Below are 17,952 nucleotides of genomic sequence, written 5' to 3' on the forward strand. Positions count from 1 at the left end.
CTATGAGCATCCTGCTGAATTTCCTCCTCGTCCTCGTCTTCGTCCTGATCGGTGGCATCTTCTCAGCGACTGAGATGGCACTGGTGAGCTTGCGTGAATCTCAGATTAAGCGCCTCGAAAAGGGCAAGGGTGCTGCAAAAACGGTTGCCGGCCTTGCCCGTGACTCGGGCCTTTTCCTCTCCGCCGTACAAATCGGCGTGACCTTTGCTGGCTTCTTCTCCTCGGCTTTCGGTGCCTCCACCATCGCGCCACAGATTGCGCCCTACCTAGTTGGATGGGGGATGAGTGAGTCCTGGGCAAACGGCGTGTCCCTTGTTGTAATGACGCTGATCGTGTCCTACCTGTCTCTGGTTTTGGGCGAGCTCGTGCCAAAGCGCATTGCCATGCAGAAGGCCGAGAGCGTGGCACTTGTGGTCGCGCCACCGCTGAACGTGTTTGCAAAATTGATGCGCCCAGTGATCTGGATTGTCAATACCTCCTCCAATGGTCTGCTGCGGTTGCTTGGCTTCGACCCCAACGCGCGCACCGAGGAAATGAGTACAGCAGAAGTCCGCGACATTGTTTCCTCCCACGATGGGCTGGCGGAATCAGAACGAGAGATGATCGACGACGTCTTCGAAGCAGGCGAACGCCTCGTCGGCGAAGTGATGCGCCACCGCTCCGATATGGCAACGCTGCCAGCCACGATGACCGTGGGTGAGGCAGCCAAGGAAATCTCAGATAAGCCCTATTCCCGCTACCCGGTCTATGGCGAAGATATCGACGACATCGTGGGCTTCGTCCACGTCCGCGACGTGTTGGAGTACTCCGCACGTGGCGACAATGAAGAAGTTTTGGACACCTTGAAACGTTCGATTGTCCAATTCCCGTCCACGGTGCGTTTGCCCCAGGCGCTCTCGCAGATGCGGGCTTCTGGCCACCACATCGCCATCGTTGTGGATGAATACGGCGGAACCGACGGCATGGTCACCCTCGAGGACTTGATTGAGGAACTCGTTGGCGAGATCTGGGATGAATATGACCGCGAAGAGCACGCTGCGGTGATGAAACTCCACGATTCCAAGTTGCTCGATGGCTCGACGAACCTCGAGGACTTCCATGACCTGACCACCATCGAGTTGCCGGAAGGCCCATACGAAACGGTGGCTGGTTGGATGCTGACCAAGCTCGGCCGTCTTGGCCAAGTAGGCGACACTGTTTCCATCGACCCCGAGTGGTCCGACGACACTGAAGACGATTCGCCGGGCGTGCAATACCGGCTGGAAATTGCCAAGGTCAGCGGAAATCGTATCGTGTCGATCAGGGTGCTGAAGACAACAACCTCAGAGGCCTCAGAGGGGTCTGAATCCCCGGAGAGCTCCGAACCCTCTGAATAAATCGCCTAGGATGGGAGGCGATGTACGATACCTCGACCGTTCTCTTGGCCTTCGGGATGACCCTGTTGGCCGGTTTGGCCACCGGTATCGGAGGAGCCATCGGGGTGATGAAGCGCAATCCCACCGATCGGTTTATGGCGGCGGCGCTTGGATTTTCCGCCGGTGTAATGGTCTATGTTTCCCTGGTGGAAATCCTGCCAAAGGGGATCGCAGACCTTGGAGAAGAATACGGGGAGCGCCCCGCCGCTTGGATTGGCATCGCAGCCTTTTTCGGCGGAATCGCATTAATCGGACTCATCGACAAGTTTGTTCCAGAGGAAATCAATCCCCACGAGCCCGATTCGGTGCGTCCCGAACACATTGATGCACGCCGGACCCGCATGATGAAGGCGGGTGTACTTACTGCATTGGCGCTTGCGCTGCACAACTTCCCAGAAGGTTTCGCCACCTTTGTCGCAGCGCTGGAAGACCCAGTCATGGCAGTGCCGATCGTAGTGGCCATTGCTATTCACAACATTCCGGAGGGCATCGCGGTTGCGGTCCCTCTGCGCGAGGCTACCGGTTCCAGGTGGAAGGCGTGGGGCTGGGCGACTCTTTCTGGGTTGGCAGAACCACTAGGTGCGCTGATCGGTTACCTTATCCTGATGCCGATCATGGGGCCGGCAACGATGGGCATCGCCTTTTGTGCGGTTGCGGGAATCATGGTGTTCGTCTCACTTGACGAGCTGATTCCAACCGCCGTGTCTACGGGCGAAAACCACGCGTCGACCTACGGAGTGGTTGCTGGCATGGCGGTCATGGCGGTCTCATTGGCACTCATGCTGTAGCGGAAACTAGCTAGAAACCTGAGCTTTAGGAGTCTTCGGTGTCAGGGCCTTAAACAGAGCGAGAAGACCCACGATGACAAAGCCCCAGATCAGGCCTACAACTAAGGAACCCGCGGTATTAATCAGCCATGCCAAGAAACTGTTGCTTACTGCAGTTTCCCAACCGTGGATGGTGTCGTATAGCCAGGTCCAGCCGAATTCTTCGAAGCCAACAATCATAATGTGCCCGCCGACCCAGAGCATGGCGATGGTACCGATCACTCCGATAATGCTCAGCACGACCGGCATGCCCTTGACCAGGGCAGTTCCGAGCTTCGGGGCACGTCCGCTCTTGATCAAACTAAGACCGATGTCGTCCATTTTCACGAGTAGTGCTACGGCACCGTAGACAAGGACCGTGATGCCAATACCGACCAGCGCGAGGACCAGGGCGCGCATCCAGAAAGTCTGATCCGCGATCTCATTGAGGGAAATCACCATGATCTCTGCAGACAAGATCAGGTCTGTGGTGATGGCGGAACGGACCAGACTGTCCTCGTCCTCAGGTGTTTTATTGGCTGCCTTCTCCTCGGCCTCGTGGCTGTCGCGAGTGAGCTGTTCGTAGATCTTGTGGGCACCTTCGTAACATAGATAGGTGCCACCGAGCATGAGGATTGGGGTGAGTGCCCACGGCGCGAACTCCGAGAGTAGCAAAGCAATCGGCAAAACAATGATCAGCTTGTTGAAGAAGGACCCCTTGGTGATCCGCCAGATCATGGGAAGTTCGCGTGCTGGACTAGCATCGGCAACGTATTGAGGTGTCACGGCCGCGTCGTCGATCACCACACCCGCGGCCTTTGCGGAGGTCTTTGCGGTTAGCGCGGCAACGTCATCCATCGTTGCGGCGGCCTTTTTGGCGATGAGGGCAATATCGTCGAGAAGCGCAAGCAAGCCACCGGCCATGTTTGTCTACCTTTCGTGCGGTCGAAAGCGGGAACGCTAAAAAGTTTACCTGTGGATGGTGCCTTTAGAATGCGACGTAGGATAGAAAACATGAAAATTGCCTGTATTGGTGTTGGTGCGGTTGGGGCCTGGTACGCCGGCAGTTTGGCGAAAAGTGGCCACGAGGTTGTCGCGGTGGCGCGCGGTAAGACGCTTGAGGCACTGCGAAGCCGTGGCATCGTGCTCAATAATGAGGACCCAATCAAAGTCGAAGCAGTCGGCCACATCAGCGAGGTCGAGCATGTTGACGTGATCATCCTGGCGATGAAGGCCACCGGGCAAAACCTCGCGGAGGTGCTTGAGGGCGCCCCGCAAGAGGCACTCGTTGCGGTCACGCAGAACTCTGTTGAGTCCGCCCACGAAGTCGCCCAGGTCGTGGGCACAGGGCGCACTCTGCCTGGCGTTGTCCGAGGCTACTTCCATCACACGGGCCCGGCGCAGGTCGAATTTCACGGTGGGCCGTGCTCGTTTACCACCGGCACCTGGGATGGCAGTAAGTCGCAGGTCCTTGATGAATTCGCAGACGCGTTGCAGTCCGCAGGCATTGACTGCATCGTGCGCACAGACATCTTCGTCGATGTGTGGGAGAAAGCAATGTTCGTCGCGTGTTGCGGGGCACTAGGATCGCTTGTCGACGAGCCCCTGGGGCAGCTGCGCGGTTTCTGGCGATCGTCGTTAAGTGCTCTCATGCAGGAGGTCGCCTCCGCGGGTCGGGCGAGGGGAGTGCCCCTGAGCAGCGATGTTGTGGATCGTACGATGGATTTCGCAGATCGCATGCCAGCCGATTCCACCACGTCGATGCAGCGTGATCTGGAAGTCGGAATCGTCGGCGAGCTCGATGCCCAAGTCGGCGCGATTGTGCGTGAGGCGGAACGCGGCAATGTCCAAGCTCCCATGCATGAGCTGATCCTGAAACTTCTTTTAAGGAAATTGGAGTAAGCTGTCCGCCTATGAGCGCTACTTTCACATCTACGGCCCGTGTTAAGACTGATCGGCCAGGTCGCTACGGAAAGCAATTGGCATCGCATTTTGGCAAGAAGATTTCCGCCAATTGGGATGCAGACACCAACCGTGGGCATCTTACATTCCCGTCGCCTGAGGGCCAGGATCTCCCCGCAACCACCTGCGACATGATTGCGGGCGACGGAGTACTCATGCTTTCGATCGATGGTGAAGCAGGAGCTGTTGAGCGCCTCGAACGCGTTGTTGCAGTGCACCTGATCCGTTTTGGCACCAAGGATGAGCTTGAAGTGAACTGGGCCCGCTCCGGTGGTCATGGTTCCGCGCACTTCACGTCGGCGGACTTGGAAAAGTAATTTATGTTTGCTTAACTTAATCGCGTACCCACGGGTGCCCTGCAGAAGTCGGGGCTGAGATGCCAGGAAAGCTGGCGAACCGTTGAACCTGATCCGGTTAGTACCGGCGCTAGGAAGGAAGCAATTTTATGCGTTCTCGCATGCAATGGCGCGTTATTGATATTGTCACCGCTGCAGTTCTCGGTGTGGCCTGTGGCCTCATTTTTTGGCTGTGGAACTCGATTGGATACGCCGGTTTTACCGCGCTTGATGCCCTGACACCCGGTTTCGGTGGCCTCTTCGCCGGCGTGTGGTTCCTCGGCGGTGTGCTGGGCGGCCTCATCATCCGCAAACCAGGTGCCGCCATCTTTGTGGAGGTCGTTGCCGCCTCGGTCTCGGCCATTTTGGGCAGCCAATGGGGAGTGGAAACACTCTACTCGGGCATTGTCCAAGGCCTCGGCGCAGAGCTGGTCTTCCTGGCTTTCGCTTATAAGAAGTTCACCCTGCCCGTAGCTATGCTCTCCGGTGTGGGCGCGGCGCTTGGCGCCTTCGTCCTCGAGCTGTTTACCAGCGCAAACCTGGCAAAGTCCATCGAGTTCAACATGATCTACCTAGGCTCGCTAATCATCTCTGGTGCGCTGCTTGCAGGCCTGCTCGGACACTATTTAGTCAAGGCTCTGGCGCAGACTGGCGCGCTTGATCGTTTCGCTGCAGGCAGGACTCGATGACCTCACCCGCCATTTCGGCGACCGACCTGTCCTACCATCACACGGTTCGGCGCGAGCCCGCCTTCAGCGGCGTCTCGTTTGAGATTGAACGCGGAGAAAAAGTCCTCCTCACCGGCGATTCCGGTGCCGGAAAGTCGACGTTGCTCGGTGTGATCGCAGGCTTGCTTGTCGACGACGAAGAGGGCACCCGCACAGGTAGCCTCACTGTCAATGGCTCCGTAGGTATGGTGCTGCAAGATCCCGATTCCCAAGTCATCTCCGGTCGCGTCGGCGACGATGTCGCCTTTGGCTGCGAGAATCTTGGACTGCCTCGCGAGGAGATCTGGCCACGCGTGGAAAAAGCCCTGGCCATGGTCGGGTTGGACGTGCCACTGAATCACCCGACTTCGCACCTGTCGGGTGGGCAGAAGCAGCGCCTCGCGCTCGCCGGCGTGCTGGCGATGGGCGCAGACATCATCGTGCTCGATGAGCCCACCGCCAACTTGGACCCGGGGGGCGCAGAATCCATCATCGCTGCAGTCACCGAGGTCTGCGCGCTCACAGGGGCAACGCTTCTCGTCGTGGAGCATAACCCCGAGCCGTGGCTGGGCCTCGTCGATACGCTCTTTCGCCTGGATAGCTCCGGCATGCGACAGATTGAGCCCGCCGATCTACCCGGACCGCCACAACTTCCGCCGCCGCGACCTGCAGTCGGCGCTCCGTGGCTGGTCAAGGCCGACGAGTTGCTTACCGATTGGGGACCACCGCGCACACTCGAGCTGCCCGAAGGCCATTCGAGCGTGCTACTCGGCGCGAACGGGACGGGGAAGACCACCCTTGCCACCGTTCTTGCTGGCCTAGCGAAGCCACAGGGAGGCAGCCTTGAGCTAGCCGAGGGCGTGCGACAGGGGTTACACAAACCTCCACATGAGTGGCGTTCAAAGGACCTTTCCCAGCGCATCGGCTACGTCTTCCAAAACCCAGAGCATCAGTTTGTCGCGCGCACCGTCGCCGATGAGCTGGCCATCTCGGGTGCGTCGAGCGAGCGTATCGACGAATTGGTGGCCAGGCTGCGGCTCGGGCATCTTTTGGAAGCCAACCCGTTTACCTTGTCGGGCGGCGAAAAACGACGCCTGTCGGTGGCAACCGCACTGGTGAACGCCCCGGCTTTCGTAGTTCTCGACGAGCCAACATTCGGCCAGGATTCCCGGACCTATGTCGAGCTCGTGCATCTGATCCGGGAGTTAACCACCACTGGGGTCACGGTCTTGTCCATTACCCATGACAAGAACTTCGTGGCCTCGCTGGGCGATCACAGGATCGTGCTGACGTGAATCTTATCTCCAACATCAACCCTGTCAGCCGCCTGATCGGCGTGCTGCTTTTCACCACCCCGCTCCTGCTGACCCTGGATTGGGTCTCGGCGACGGTGGCCATCGTGATCACGGTTCTCGCCGCCCCGCTGCTCGGCGTTAGCTACCCACGACTGCTCCGGCGCGGGTGGCCGATCTTCTTTGCCGCACCTCTGGCTGCAATCCCCATGGCGCTATACGGCAGGCCCGGGGGAGAGGTCCATTTTCAATTCTGGCTCCTGCAGATCACGGATAACTCCCTCGAGCTCGCTGTTGCGATTGCCCTGCGCGTCATCGCGGTGGGGCTGCCCATCGTGGTGCTCTCCGCCGATGTCGACCCGACTGACCTCGGCGACGGACTCTCGCAGATCCTAAAACTCCCATCGAAATTCGTCCTCGGAACGGTCGCCGCGATCCGGATGATGGGATTGCTTCGCGACGACGTCGAGGCGATGCGCAGGTCGCGGCGTTCGCGTGGACTCGCCGACACGGGACGGCTGAAATATTGGTTCACCATTGCTTTTGGCCTGTTGGTGATGTCGCTGCGGAGAGCCTCGAAACTTGCCACGGCGATGGAGGCACGCGGATTTGCCCGCAGCAATACCCGCACCTGGGCGAGGGAGTCGAGGCTTTATCCGAGAGACTGGGTGTTCATGGTGCTCTGCGGTCTCGGTGCGGCCCTAGCCCTGGGGATCGCTGTGTACACAGGCAACTTCCAATTCTTAGGCTCTCTCTAGAAAGCAATCTCCATGCGCAACGTCACCATCTTGATCGATGGCCCCTCTGGATCCGGAAAGACCACCTTTGCTAACAAAGTGGCCGAAGAAACGGGAATTCCGCTGGTCCACCTGGATGATTTCTATCCCGGATGGTCCGGCCTCAGGCAGGCGGCTGAAATGGTGACCACTTCGGTGCTTAATCCGATTGCGCCTGGATATGTCCGGTGGGACTGGGAAAAGGACCAACCCGGCGAGTGGGTGGAGATCAATCCTGATCAGGATCTGATCGTCGAAGGAGTCGGCGCGCTGACTCATGGCTCTCTGGCCGCGGCTCAGCGTCTAGGCGACGTGCTGACCGTGCGCATCACTGCTCCTTATGAGCTGCGCAAAGATCGGGCGTTGAAGCGGGATCCGGGTTATGTCGAATTCTGGGACATGTGGGCCGAGCAGGAGCGCGAACTTTATGCATCGGAACCCCCTGTAACTGCCGATGTTGTCCTGCAGTGGAACGGTAGGGGGTAACTAAAGAGACAGCGGCTTCACCCCCGTTAACTTTTGTGAACAGCGGGTTAACTATGTAGTTAACTGTGCAAAATTACTGATTTCTGGTTTTTCCCTGAGACTCTGTGATTCAATTCTTTGTAATACAACTCACAAACATCCTTGTGAGGTGTTGTTTCCCATTACACAGAAAAAGGAGACCAACAGTGTCCCTCAAGAAAAGTCTTGCCCTCCTCACGGTTGGAGCGGTGGCCTTCGCAACCGTTTCTTGTTCAAGCTCGAATGGCGGATCGGACGCATCCGGTAGTTCCTCTGGCGGCGACAATTACATCACCGCTAAAGGCACGGAGCCACAAAACCCACTGATTCCGGCCAACACCAACGAGGTTGGTGGCGGCAATATCGTTGACCTCATCTATTCCGGTCTTGTCTATTACGACGCCGATGGAGAGATTCACAATGAGATGGCACAGTCCATCGACCTCGAGGGCGAGAAGACCTATAGGGTCACCTTGAAGGACGGCATTACTTTCTCCGACGGCAGCCCAATTAAGTCTGAGAACTTTGTCCGCGCCTGGAACAAGGCCGTTGAAGATGCCATGCTTTCTTCCTACTTCTTCGAGCCAATCCTGGGCTACGAAGAGGGCAAGGCGGAGATGGAAGGCCTAAAGATTGTCGACGACAAGACCTTCACCATCGAGCTGAACCAGCCAGAGGCAGACTTCACAACCCGCCTGGGTTATTCAGCGTTTTACCCATTGCACGACTCTGCATTTGATGATCTGGCCGCCTTCGGCGAGAAGCCAATCGGTAACGGCCCGTACACGCTGTCCGCATGGAACCACAACCAAGATGCCACGATCGTGCCCAGCGAGGAGTACTCCGGCGAGCGCAAGCCACAAAACGATGGCGTGACCTTCGTGTTCTATGCCCAAGACGATGCAGCTTACGCGGATCTTTTGGCAGGCAACCTCGATGTCACCGACCAGATCCCTGATTCCGCGTTCGCCACCTTCGAGACCGAGCTGGGAGATCGCGCGATCAACCAACCTTCCGCAGTCTTCCAGTCGTTCACCATTCCGGAGCGAATTCCACACTTCGGCGGTGAGGAAGGCAAGCTTCGTCGTCAAGCAATCTCTCATGCCATCGACCGCGATGCCATCACCGAAACCATCTTCGGTGGCACCCGCACCCCTGCGACCGACTTCACCTCTCCCGTAATCCCAGGTCACTCCGACACCCTCGCCGGTGCCGACGTACTGAAGTACGACCCAGAACTGGCGAAGCAGCTCTGGGCTGAGGCCGACGCGATCTCTCCTTACACCGGCGAGTTCAAGCTGTCCTACAACGCTGACGGCGGGCACCAGGCATGGGTCGACGCGGTGGTCAACTCTATCCGCAACACGCTCGGCATCGAAGCAGTCGGCGATGCGTACCCAGACTTCAAGTCGCTTCGCGACGAGGTCACCAACCGCACGATCGACGGCGCATTCCGCACTGGCTGGCAGGCTGACTACCCATCGCTGGGTAACTTCCTCGGCCCACTTTATGGCACCGGTGCAGGCTCCAATGACGGCGATTACTCCAACCCTGAGTTCGACAGGCTTCTGAGCGAAGCTGCAGCAGCCGCCGATGCAGAAGCGGCAACACCGCTGTACAACCAGGCACAAGAGATCTTGCTCCAGGACCTTCCAGCGACCCCATTGTGGTACGCAAATGTGACCGGTGGCTACTCCGAGAACGTCGACAACGTCGTCTTCTCCTGGAAGTCAGTGCCTGTCTACTACAACATCACGAAGAAGTAAGGCAACAACGAAGGCAGACAATCCGGCCTGAGTCACGGCACCACCAAGGTGCCGTGGCATCTGCATTTTTGCATTGTGCCGTTTGATTGGTGCCCAAGGCTCGAATAGGAAGGAGCGCTGCATCCATGCTGCGCTACATCGGGCGACGCCTGCTCCAAATGATCCCTGTGTTCTTTGGTGCAACCTTGTTGCTCTACTCACTAGTTTTCTTAATGCCCGGCGACCCCGTCGCGGCCCTTGGCGGTGACCGCGGATTAACTGAAGCCGCTCGTGCCCGCATTGAAGCGGAATATAATCTCGACCAGCCATTCATAATTCAATATCTGCTCTACCTCAAGGGGATTTTCACCTTTGATTTCGGTACGACATTCTCGGGTCAGCCGGTCTCCAAAGTCATGGCTGATGCATTCCCCGTCACGATTCAGTTGGCGTTGATGGCCCTGGCCTTCGAGGCGATTTTCGGTATCACTTTCGGTGTCATCGCGGGTGTGCGCCGCGGCGGAATCTTTGATTCCACTGTGCTCGTGCTCTCCCTTGTTGTCATCGCGATCCCATCCTTCGTGATCGGCTTCGTGTTGCAGTACGTTGTCGGTGTGCAATGGGGGCTCTTACCTGTCACGGTGGGCAGAAACGTTTCATTCACCTCGCTGCTCATGCCGGCGGTGGTGCTTGGCGCGCTCTCCTTTGCTTACGTTTTGCGCTTGACCAGGCAGTCCGTCAGTGAAAACTTGACTGCCGATTATGTGCGCACCGCCCGCGCGAAGGGCTTGAGTAATGGCCAGGTGATGAACCGTCATGTGCTGCGCAACTCCATGATCCCCGTGGTGACCTTCTTAGGCGCCGACCTTGGTGCCCTGATGGGCGGCGCGATCGTCACAGAAGGCATCTTCGGCATCAATGGTGTCGGTGGTGCGATTTACCAGGCCATCTTGAAGGGCGAACCAGCAACAGTTGTGTCATTTACCACCGTGCTGGTTGTTGTATATATCATCGCAAACCTGATCGTTGACCTGGTTTATGCGGTGCTCGATCCGAGGATTCGCTATGACTAATACACATGAACAACCGTCCCCGGACCAGATTCCCCAGATTCCTCCGGCAGAAATTCCCCCGACAAGCATTCATGATGCCCGGACCCGGATCGGGCAGCAGTACTACATTGCAGCAACCGACGAAGAGGGCCTCGGCGCTGTCGACGCTGTTGCCGACGATTCCGCGCCACGTTCCCAATGGGGCGAGGCCTGGCACAACCTGCGTAAACGCCCGATGTTCTGGATTGCGGCAGTACTGATTTTGGTGGCTTTAATGTTGGCGGCATTCCCGCAGCTCTTTACCTCCACCGATCCGCGTTATTGCGTGCTGGGAAGTTCCCTCGACGGTCCGCAATCCGGACACCCCTTCGGATTCGACCGCCAGGGCTGCGATATTTACTCGCGCGTGATTTATGGTGCCCGGGCTTCCGTTGTCGTCGGCGTGATGACCACGATTACGGTCACCATCATTGGCACACTCATCGGCTCGATCGCAGGATATTTCGGCGGAATCTGGGACACTCTGCTGTCTCGACTCACCGACATCTTTTTCGCGGTGCCACTGGTTCTTGCTGCCATCGTTGTGATGCAGATGTTTAAGGATCAGCGCACAATCTGGACCGTGGTGATCGCACTGTCCATCTTCGGCTGGACAAATATCGCCAGAATTACCCGCGGCGCCGTGATGAGTGTGAAGAACGAGGAGTACGTAACCTCTGCGAAGGCGCTAGGTTCCTCGGATCTGCGGATCCTTACCAGCCACATCCTGCCGAATGCTGCTGCACCCATCATTGTTTACGCCACTGTTGCGCTGGGTACGTTCATTGTTGCCGAGGCGACTTTGTCCTTCTTAGGCATCGGTTTGCCCAGCACTATTGTGTCCTGGGGCGGCGACATTTCGGCAGCGCAATCGTCGCTACGCACTCAACCGATGGTCCTGTTCTACCCGGCTATCGCCCTGGCGCTGACCGTATTGGGCTTTATCATGATGGGCGATGTCGTTCGCGACGCGCTTGATCCGAAGGCGAGGAAACGATGAATCAACCGCTATTGGAGGTTGAGAACCTCAAGATCACCTTTGAATCGTCGACGGGTACCGTCGAGGCCGTCCGCGATTTCGACCTGACCATTTATCCAGGCCAGTCGGTTGCAATTGTGGGTGAATCCGGTTCCGGAAAGTCCACGGCCGCGATGAGCATGCTTGGGCTGCTTCCCGGCACGGGCAAGGTCACCAATGGTTCGATCAAGCTCGAGGGCGAAGAACTGGTCCACCTGGACAATAAGGGCTGGCAAAAATACCGTGGCTCCCATATCGGTCTGGTTCCGCAGGACCCCATGAGTAACTTGAACCCCGTGTGGCGCATTGGCACTCAGGTGGAGGAGTCGCTGCGCGCAAACAACGTGGTCAAGGGTTCCGAAATGCACACTCGCGTGGTCGAGCTCTTGGAGGAGGCGGGCCTGCCCGATGCCGAGCGTCGTGCGAAGCAATACCCGCACGAGTTCTCCGGTGGCATGCGCCAGCGCGCGCTAATTGCGATTGGCCTGGCGGCCCGGCCGAAGCTGCTCATTGCCGACGAGCCGACCTCCGCACTCGATGTGACCGTGCAGAAGAAGATCCTGGACCACCTCGATGGGCTCACCAGCGAGTTGGGTACCGCCGTGCTGTTGATTACGCACGATCTTGGCCTCGCTGCCGAGCGCGCCGACTTCGTGGTGGTCATGCACCGTGGCCGCATCGTGGAAAAGGGCCCCAGCCTGCAGATTCTGCGCAGTCCACAGCACCCTTACACGAAGCGACTGGTCAAGGCAGCGCCTTCGCTGGCGTCGGCACGCATTCAGTCAGCGCACGACCAGGGCCTGAAATCGGAAGAGCGCGTCACCACAAACGTGGCCACCAACGACAACGTTATTGAGGTCCGCGACCTGGTCAAGGAGTTCAATGTGCGCGGTGCTCGCGGCGACAAGAAGAACTTCCGCGCGGTCGATGACGTGAGCTTCGATTTACGACGAGGCAGCACACTCGCATTGGTGGGAGAGTCAGGTTCGGGCAAGTCAACCGTCGCGAATATGGTGCTTAACCTGCTGCAACCAACAAGTGGCACCGTTGTGTACGAGGGTCGCGATACCTCGAAGCTGAGCCGCCGCGAACTCTTTGAAATGCGCCGCAATGTCCAAGTGGTGTTCCAAAACCCTTATGGTTCGCTGGATCCCATGTTCTCGATTTACCGCTGTATCGAGGAACCGCTGAAGTTGCACAAAATCGGGGACCGGAAGGCACGCGAGAATCGTGTGGCTGAGCTGCTCGACATGGTCCAAATGCCGCGTTCCGCCATGCGCCGCTATCCCAACGAGTTGTCCGGTGGCCAGCGTCAACGCATCGCAATCGCGCGTGCCATGGCGTTGAGCCCGGAAGTCCTCGTACTCGATGAGGCGGTGTCCGCTCTGGACGTGTTGGTGCAAAACCAGATCATCCGTCTGCTTGCAGAAATGCAGGAAGAGCACAAGCTGTCCTACCTCTTTATTACGCACGACTTGGCCGTGGTCCGACAGACTGCCGACGACATCGTGGTGATGAAGCAAGGTGCGATCGTCGAACAAGGCTCTGCGAATCAGATCTTTGATTCCCCACAGGAGGACTACACAAAGAATCTGATCAATTCTGTTCCCGGCCTCAACATTGAGCTGGGTACGGGCGAAGAGCTTGGGTTCGAACTCGAGGACTAAAGCTCTATCGCTTTACGACGAATGGCCGCGTTGATTTTTCAACGTGGCCGTTTTCTGGTTTTCGTGGTGGAGTTAGCCCGGAACATCGACGGCCTCGAGAAGGGCTTTCAATGAGGCGAATTGGCGGACGGAAGCGCGCTCCAGGCTGCGACTGAGCAATGGCTCTGCCAAGCGCGTCGCCCCAAGTAATTTCAATTCCAGCACCGACCGAAGCTCGGTGGAATCGGGTGCGATCTCCCTGACTGAGTAGGAGGCCCACCCAGTGCCCACGCTCTTATCCATGACGAACTTCACGTGCTTGCCCTGCACGAATTCGACGAAGGTGTTACGCGAGGTGAGCATGCGACCGGCAAACCTACGGCTGAACTCGTGGACCGTGCCCACTTGAAGCGGCGCGTTGCCTATCCGGGTGACCTTTTGCAGATCAGCCTGCCAGAGTGGGGAATGGGTGAGGTCGGATACGAACTCGAACACTTCGCGCGGTGGACGATGGATGATGACGGTTTTGTCGAGGCGGATCATGGCAGTGAGCTCTCTAGGGGATGGAGCAGGGAGTCAAGCACTATTACTCCCTATTTTAGTGCCTTTGACCTGTGTTTAAAAGTATTGATTATGTATCAAATAGGGGCATATTCTTAAAGAAACGCAGACGAAATAGTCGCCCGCGCCGAAGTGCGAAACGTGGTGTTTTCCATGCTCATCGTCGTTTGGATCTTTGCCCTGATCACTGGGCTCATCCACGTGGTCGTGTTCACGTGGGAGTCACTATTTATTGACAAACCCTTTGTCCGTGACAAGATATTCTCAGTCCGCGCATCCGACGTACCGGCCATTCGACTCTGGACATTTGGATTGGGCTTCTACAATCTCTTCCTTGGCCTCGGACTCTTTGCGGGCGTCATCATGTGGGCGATGGGGTATGAGGTCGTGGGCAAGACGCTAGTTGCCTATATCTCGCTCGTCCTGTTGCTCTGCGGAATCGTCCTGTTTATCGGCGATCGTCTGGGCTACGGGAACAAAAAGGGAGACAACATCTCCGGAGCCTTCTCGCAAGCAGTACCACCGGCAGTTACTCTTGCCGCGATGGCGTTCGTTTAATGTCCTAGGTTTAATGTCCTAGGCAGCAGGGGTCAGTTTCACGCTCTCGGCCCAGGTCAGGTTGATGTCCTGGGCGCGAAGCCACGCCATTGCGTCGTCGTTGTGACGCGTGATTCCCTCGACCACGGCCAAGGTCGTCTCAATCGCGCGCTCAGCGGTCTCCGCGGTAATCAGGCCAGCGGAGGTCGCAGCCGCGAGTTCATCAATGTCCTCAACACCGATTGGCTCGCCGGTTGTGGAAATAAGGTCTACGTAAAGGTCGCGGGTGGACCACACGCAGCCGTTCACGTTGATCTCGGCAACGTCGAAGTAGAACTCCTGGTCCGGATAGTTTTCTGGCTGTTTGCCCTCGCGGAAGTGGAAGATGTTCGCGCGTAGGTTCAACTTCGGCAAAAGCCAGCTTTCCAGGTAGCCGAAGCTCTGGTGATTTGCACCGCGGGCCATGTAGAGCCCGAAATCGGTGATACGGAAGGTGTCGACTTGGCGAAGGAACCCCTTCGGGTCCGTGTTGGTCTTCGCGGTGGTATCAAAGGTTTCCTGCTTCACGGGGTGAAGGTCAACGCTCATTTTTACCTCACGTTAATTAGTGCAGCCGTTGGTGCAAAAGAACAAGTATTTGTTTCGGTTTTGACGCTGCCATTGACTACTGCAATGACGGTGCCGGAGCCTGTATCAGCCAAGCCGGACAAAGTTGCCGGTCCTGTTTTGTTTATCCCATTGTTATCTAATGGCGTTACACCGGCACGAAGATTATTAACGTTGAACCAGTACACGTTCATTCCGCCCTGGGCTTCAGCAGCTGGGGGAGTGCCCAGCGCGGTGAAGACGAAAGTCGTCTGACCGGCCTGGGGAGCGGGTGCAATGTTCTCGGCAGGACCCGGAACAGCTAGTGCGCTGGCAGTGGAATGTAGCCCCTCGCCGATGCAGTTGCTGGAAACCGTTGGCCAATAGAACTGTGTGAAGTGTGGCGCGTCAGTGGGTAATTCGGGGCCACCAAGCTCACCGTCGGTGCCCGCGAAGAAGGAGACACCTGCGCGCAGCATGTTCTCAACATCGTCGGGAACCCACGGCTGACTTGCGAATTCGTTGACCTTTCCAACGGTGTAATCGGTCGGGCGGCCGAGTTCATCGATGTAGCTCGACATCACATTAGAGCTGGCATCAATTGGATTGGTTGCCGGAGTCGATTCTGAAGCGGAAGCAGGTTGTGCCAGGAGACCTGCCATCGCGATGACGGCCGCGATTGCGGTGATGGCTGTACGGCGGAATTTTGAGGAAAAACGCACGTGAACTGGTCCTTACGAGTTCGGCTTGAGAATTGAATTCTGGGCAAGTTATCTACATTTTCTCAGTTTGAAGCATGAAAGAACACCCCTGGGCAGCCTCGATGTACGTCAATACAGAAAGGCACTCAGCTAGCACAGGAAGTTCCCATCAAAAAACTGACAACAATAGTAACAATAGCCACAATACTCCCAATAACCACGGCTGCAACTGGTTTTGGATACCTATGGCTGGTGGAAAACACCTCCAATGCTGCAGATGTCGTGCTAAGCGAGTAGGGTTTAACCGTTCAGAAACATTTCCAGCTTGAAAGAGGAGCACCCTACGTGTCGCATCCTGAGTTCCGTAACGTAGCTATCGTCGCCCACGTTGACCACGGCAAGACCACCCTCGTCAACGCACTGCTAGAGCAATCTGGCGTGTTCGGTGACCATGGTGAAGTCGCAGACCGCGTCATGGACTCTGGCGACCTCGAGCGCGAGAAGGGCATTACCATTCTTGCGAAGAACACCGCTATCCGTCGCCCTGGTAAGGGCAAGGACGGCCGTGATCTTGTCATCAACGTGATTGACACCCCAGGCCACGCCGACTTCGGTGGCGAGGTCGAGCGCGGCCTGTCCATGGTTGACGGAGTTGTCCTGCTCATTGACGCATCCGAGGGCCCTCTCCCACAGACCCGCTTCGTGTTGGGTAAGGCACTGGAGTCCAAGAAGCCAGTGATCATCTGTGTGAACAAGACTGACCGTCCAGATGCGCGTATCGACGAAGTTGTGGAAGAAGCACAAGACCTTCTTCTCGAGCTCGGTGCAGGCCTCGAAGACCCAGAAGCAGCAGAGGCAGCCGAGAGCCTGCTTGATCTGCCAGTCCTCTACGCATCTGGCCGTGCAGGTCGCGCCTCCTTCAACAACCCAGGCAACGGTAACCTGCCTGACAACGAAGACCTCGAGCCACTGTTCCAGGTCATCTACGACGAGATCCCAGAGCCAGCTGCTGACGACGATGCGCCATTCCAGGCTCAGGTCACCAACCTTGACTCCTCGTCCTTCCTTGGCCGTATTGCGCTGATCCGCGTGCACCGTGGCACCGTGAAGAAGGGCCAGCAGGTTGCCTGGATCCACTACGATTCCGAGGGCGTACAGCACGTCAAGAACGTGAAGGTCGCTGAATTGCTGCGCACCGTTGGCTTCCAGCGCGTCCCAGCTGAAGGTGACGTTGTCGCAGGCGATATCGCAGCTATCTCGGGCATCGACGAGATCATGATCGGTGACACCATCACCGATCCAGACCACATCGACCCATTGCCACGCATCAAGGTCGACGATCCAGCTCTGTCCATGACCATCGGCGTAAACACCTCGCCAATGGCAGGACGCAACGGCGGCGACAAGCTCACCGCGCGTATGGTTAAGGCCCGCCTCGATCAGGAGCTCATCGGTAACGTGTCCCTGAAGGTTCTGCCTACCGAGCGCCCTGATACTTGGGAGGTCCAGGGCCGTGGCGAAATGGCGCTGACCGTCCTGATTGAAACCATGCGTCGTGAAGGCTTCGAGCTCACCGTGGGTAAGCCACAGGTCGTGACCCGCCAGATCGATGGCAAGACCTACGAGCCATTCGATCACATGGTCATTGACACCCCATCTGAGTACCAGGGCAACATCACCCAGCTGATGGCAGCTCGCAAGGGGCAGATGACCGCTATGGCTAACGCTGCCGGTGACTGGGTTCGGATGGAATTCGACGTTCCTTCTCGTGGCCTGATCGGCTTCCGCACCACCTTCATGACCGAGACTCACGGCGCAGGTATCGCAAACTCCTACGCTATCGATCCTCGTCCATGGGCAGGCGAAATCAAGGGCCGTGCAACCGGCTCCCTGGTTGCAGACCGTTCCGGTCAGGTCACCGCGTACGCGCTGATGAACCTGTCTGACCGCGGAGACTTCTTCGTTGAGCCGGGCGCAGAGGCATACGAGGGCATGGTCGTCGGTGCTAACAACCGCGACGAGGACATGGACGTCAACATCACCAAGGAAAAGAAGCTCACCAACATGCGTGCCGCTTCCGCTGACACCACCGTCACCCTGGCGAAGGCTCGTACCTTGTCCCTCGACGAAGCCATCGAGTTCTGTGGTGCAGATGAGTGCGTCGAGGTTGCTCCAGAGGCAATGCGCGTGCGCAAGGTCATTCTCAACGCTACTGAGCGTGGTCGCGCTCGTTCCCGCGAGAAGCAGCTCAACAAGTAATGAAGGTGTCGC

18 protein-coding genes and 1 riboswitch are annotated in these 17,952 nt (G+C 57.6%); of the genes, 14 read left to right on the plus strand and 4 right to left on the minus strand.

The window, feature by feature from the left end:
- Window positions 1-2 precede the first annotated feature (2 nt).
- Window positions 3-1,376, plus strand: a complete 1,374-nt coding sequence (locus ACXZ66_RS05680; RefSeq protein WP_458750920.1) for a hemolysin family protein — start codon at window positions 3-5, stop codon at window positions 1,374-1,376.
- Between the two features lie 20 nt (window positions 1,377-1,396).
- Complete coding sequence (zupT, locus tag ACXZ66_RS05685) at window positions 1,397-2,203, plus strand: zinc transporter ZupT (protein WP_458750921.1); 807 nt, start codon at window positions 1,397-1,399, stop codon at window positions 2,201-2,203.
- 6 nt (window positions 2,204-2,209) lie between these two features.
- Here the strand turns inward: zupT and ACXZ66_RS05690 are convergent, their stop codons facing one another.
- Window positions 2,210-3,145 (minus strand): DUF808 domain-containing protein, encoded by a 936-nt coding sequence (locus tag ACXZ66_RS05690; protein WP_458750922.1) that lies wholly within the window; start codon window positions 3,143-3,145, stop codon window positions 2,210-2,212.
- A gap of 90 nt (window positions 3,146-3,235) precedes the next feature.
- Between ACXZ66_RS05690 and ACXZ66_RS05695 the strand changes: the two genes are divergently transcribed.
- The 10 genes from ACXZ66_RS05695 to ACXZ66_RS05740 all read left to right on the plus strand — a co-directional run bounded on the left by ACXZ66_RS05695 (window position 3,236) and on the right by ACXZ66_RS05740 (window position 13,318).
- Window positions 3,236-4,123: a 2-dehydropantoate 2-reductase gene (locus tag ACXZ66_RS05695; protein ID WP_458750923.1), complete on the plus strand. Its 888-nt coding sequence runs from the start codon at window positions 3,236-3,238 to the stop codon at window positions 4,121-4,123.
- A gap of 11 nt (window positions 4,124-4,134) precedes the next feature.
- Window positions 4,135-4,500 carry a DUF2218 domain-containing protein gene (locus tag ACXZ66_RS05700; protein WP_458750924.1) on the plus strand — a complete coding sequence of 122 codons (366 nt, stop codon included), beginning with the start codon at window positions 4,135-4,137 and terminating at the stop codon, window positions 4,498-4,500.
- A 20-nt stretch (window positions 4,501-4,520) separates the two neighbouring features.
- Window positions 4,521-4,633: riboswitch (TPP riboswitch) on the plus strand.
- The gene (locus tag ACXZ66_RS05705; protein WP_458750925.1) at window positions 4,629-5,207 is read left to right on the plus strand and encodes an ECF transporter S component; all 579 of its coding nucleotides are present in this window, start codon (window positions 4,629-4,631) and stop codon (window positions 5,205-5,207) included. (Overlaps the previous riboswitch by 5 nt.)
- Window positions 5,204-6,520 (plus strand): ABC transporter ATP-binding protein, encoded by a 1,317-nt coding sequence (locus ACXZ66_RS05710; protein ID WP_458750926.1) that lies wholly within the window; start codon window positions 5,204-5,206, stop codon window positions 6,518-6,520. The genes ACXZ66_RS05705 and ACXZ66_RS05710 overlap by 4 nt, the downstream gene beginning before the upstream one ends.
- Window positions 6,517-7,275, plus strand: coding sequence for an energy-coupling factor transporter transmembrane component T family protein (locus ACXZ66_RS05715; RefSeq protein ID WP_458750927.1), 759 nt, complete (start codon window positions 6,517-6,519; stop codon window positions 7,273-7,275). Before ACXZ66_RS05710 ends, ACXZ66_RS05715 begins: the two co-directional genes overlap by 4 nt.
- A gap of 12 nt (window positions 7,276-7,287) precedes the next feature.
- Window positions 7,288-7,779 (plus strand): hypothetical protein, encoded by a 492-nt coding sequence (locus ACXZ66_RS05720; RefSeq protein ID WP_458750928.1) that lies wholly within the window; start codon window positions 7,288-7,290, stop codon window positions 7,777-7,779.
- A 185-nt stretch (window positions 7,780-7,964) separates the two neighbouring features.
- On the plus strand, window positions 7,965-9,563 hold the full coding sequence (locus tag ACXZ66_RS05725; RefSeq protein ID WP_458750929.1) for a peptide ABC transporter substrate-binding protein: 1,599 nt from the start codon (window positions 7,965-7,967) through the stop codon (window positions 9,561-9,563).
- Between the two features lie 125 nt (window positions 9,564-9,688).
- Window positions 9,689-10,615: an ABC transporter permease gene (locus tag ACXZ66_RS05730; protein WP_458750930.1), complete on the plus strand. Its 927-nt coding sequence runs from the start codon at window positions 9,689-9,691 to the stop codon at window positions 10,613-10,615.
- Entirely contained in the window at window positions 10,608-11,633 is a 1,026-nt protein-coding gene (locus tag ACXZ66_RS05735) for an ABC transporter permease (protein ID WP_458750931.1), read from the plus strand. The genes ACXZ66_RS05730 and ACXZ66_RS05735 overlap by 8 nt, the downstream gene beginning before the upstream one ends.
- Window positions 11,630-13,318 carry an ABC transporter ATP-binding protein gene (locus ACXZ66_RS05740; protein WP_458750932.1) on the plus strand — a complete coding sequence of 563 codons (1,689 nt, stop codon included), beginning with the start codon at window positions 11,630-11,632 and terminating at the stop codon, window positions 13,316-13,318. The genes ACXZ66_RS05735 and ACXZ66_RS05740 overlap by 4 nt, the downstream gene beginning before the upstream one ends.
- Window positions 13,319-13,390: 72 nt before the next feature.
- Here the strand turns inward: ACXZ66_RS05740 and ACXZ66_RS05745 are convergent, their stop codons facing one another.
- Window positions 13,391-13,840: an SRPBCC family protein gene (locus tag ACXZ66_RS05745; RefSeq protein WP_458750933.1), complete on the minus strand. Its 450-nt coding sequence runs from the start codon at window positions 13,838-13,840 to the stop codon at window positions 13,391-13,393.
- A 171-nt stretch (window positions 13,841-14,011) separates the two neighbouring features.
- On the opposite strand from ACXZ66_RS05745, the gene ACXZ66_RS05750 reads away from it, so the two are divergent.
- The gene (locus ACXZ66_RS05750) at window positions 14,012-14,416 is read left to right on the plus strand and encodes a DUF1304 family protein (protein WP_458750934.1); all 405 of its coding nucleotides are present in this window, start codon (window positions 14,012-14,014) and stop codon (window positions 14,414-14,416) included.
- Between the two features lie 18 nt (window positions 14,417-14,434).
- On the opposite strand, the gene ACXZ66_RS05755 is transcribed toward ACXZ66_RS05750, so the two are convergent.
- Both ACXZ66_RS05755 and ACXZ66_RS05760 read right to left on the minus strand, forming a co-directional pair.
- Window positions 14,435-14,983, minus strand: coding sequence for a DUF402 domain-containing protein (locus tag ACXZ66_RS05755; protein ID WP_458750935.1), 549 nt, complete (start codon window positions 14,981-14,983; stop codon window positions 14,435-14,437).
- Between the two features lie 2 nt (window positions 14,984-14,985).
- Entirely contained in the window at window positions 14,986-15,702 is a 717-nt protein-coding gene (locus tag ACXZ66_RS05760; RefSeq protein ID WP_458750936.1) for an Rv1157c family protein, read from the minus strand.
- A 324-nt stretch (window positions 15,703-16,026) separates the two neighbouring features.
- Between ACXZ66_RS05760 and typA the strand changes: the two genes are divergently transcribed.
- Complete coding sequence (gene typA / locus ACXZ66_RS05765) at window positions 16,027-17,940, plus strand: translational GTPase TypA (RefSeq protein ID WP_458750937.1); 1,914 nt, start codon at window positions 16,027-16,029, stop codon at window positions 17,938-17,940.
- The last annotated feature ends 12 nt before the right edge of the window (window positions 17,941-17,952 follow it).

This window comes from Corynebacterium sp. S7 (genome assembly GCF_054401105.1).